At 78.6% G+C, this 1414-nt stretch carries 2 protein-coding genes; both read right to left on the reverse strand.

Translation table 11 applies throughout. From position 1 onward, the window contains the following. Positions 1-1123 (reverse strand): DUF4350 domain-containing protein (locus ACQRUO_RS39415; protein ID WP_428320998.1); only part of this gene is annotated, 1123 nt, incomplete at its 3' end. Further along, positions 1120-1414 (reverse strand): DUF4129 domain-containing protein (locus tag ACQRUO_RS39420; RefSeq protein WP_428320999.1); only part of this gene is annotated, 295 nt, incomplete at its 5' end. The genes ACQRUO_RS39420 and ACQRUO_RS39415, both read right to left, overlap by 4 nt.

The raw sequence follows: 1414 nt of genomic DNA on the forward strand, positions 1-1414 counted from the left end.
GGTCCGGCTCGCCGGTGCCCAGCGGCACGCCGAGCACCGCGGCGACGCGGTGCCGGGCGGCCCGGCGCAGCGCGTCGGCGGCTCGCCCGCGGGCCTTCGCCTTCTGGTAGAGCCGGGCCCGGCCCTCGGTGGTCTCGGCGGCGCGGACCACCACCGGCAGCTGCTCCTCGACCACCGGTCCGAGCCGGCGGGCCCGCCAGAGCGCGGTCAGCACGACGGCGATCGCCAACTGCACCCCGGCCCAGTGCCAGCCGGTGGGGATCAGCTGGGTGAGGGACTTCGGTGCGGGGCCGGCCGCGGTCGCCTGGGCCTGGTAGTCGGGCAGCAGCCAGGTGAGGTGCGGGTGGGCGCCGAGCAGGCCCAGGGCGAGGGCGGCGTTGCCGTCGTGGGCCAGGCGCTGGTTGGTGAGGAAGCGGCCGGAGCCGACCACGATCACGTCGGTGCCGGCGAGGCTGGTGGTGCGGGCCAGCGCGGGGAACCCGTCGCGCGGGTAGCAGCCGAGGGCGTCCGTGCCCTCCTCCACCTGGTACAGCTGCCCGCCCAGCTCGGCACTGCCGGCCCGCTGGGCCTCGGGCAGGTCGCACCCGGGGGCGGTGCTCGCCGAGGTGAGGACGGTCGGGAGGCCGCCGGCGGTGGTCCCGGCGTGCACCCCGGGGGCCAGCTGGAAGAGCGCGCCGTCCCCGGGGGAGATCAGCACCAGGCGGCGGTGGTCGGCGCCGGCCAGTGCGGCCAGCCGGTCGGGGCCGAGCAGGTCGGGCAGCGGCACCAGCACCGTGTCGTCCCCGCCCGGCCGGGTGAGCACGGCCGGATCGGCGGTGACGTCGACGGTGATGCCCTGGTCGCGGAGCAGCTGGACGATCGCCTTGGTGCCGTCCGGATCGGCGGAGCGCGGGTCGAGCGAGGGGTAGTCGGTGGTGTTGCCGAGCCCGGCCAGCAGCAGGCCGGTGACCAGCAGCACGGCGGCGCTCGCCAGGAACCAGCGGGAGCGGTGCCAGAGCCGGCGCAGCGTCGGGGTGAGCGAGGTGGTGCCGTCGGGGCCGGGGGCCTGCGGACCGGCGGTGCCGATGCTCTCGGGAGCGGCGGGGGCCGGGGCGGGGGCGGGGGCGGGAACGGTGCTGGTCATCTGGCGACCACCGGGACGGCCAGGGCGGGGTGGGTGCGCCGCAGCGCCGCGTCGAGGTCGGCGAGCTGCTGGTAGGCGGCCCGGTCGGCGGTGCGCTCGCCGAAGGCGATGTCGTCGAAGAGGCGGGCGGCCGTGCGCAGCGCGGCGGCGTGCTGGGGCAGCCGGCGGCCGGCCTCGACGGCGGCCTCGTCGGCGGTGCGGCCGGGCCGCGGGTCGAGCAGCGTGCGCTCCTCCAGGTCGCGGACCAGGGCGCGCATCTGCTCGCGGACGGCGGCCGCGAAGTCGCCGCCG

Source organism: Kitasatospora sp. LaBMicrA B282 (genome assembly GCF_050325825.1).
GTDB lineage: Bacteria > Actinomycetota > Actinomycetes > Streptomycetales > Streptomycetaceae > Kitasatospora.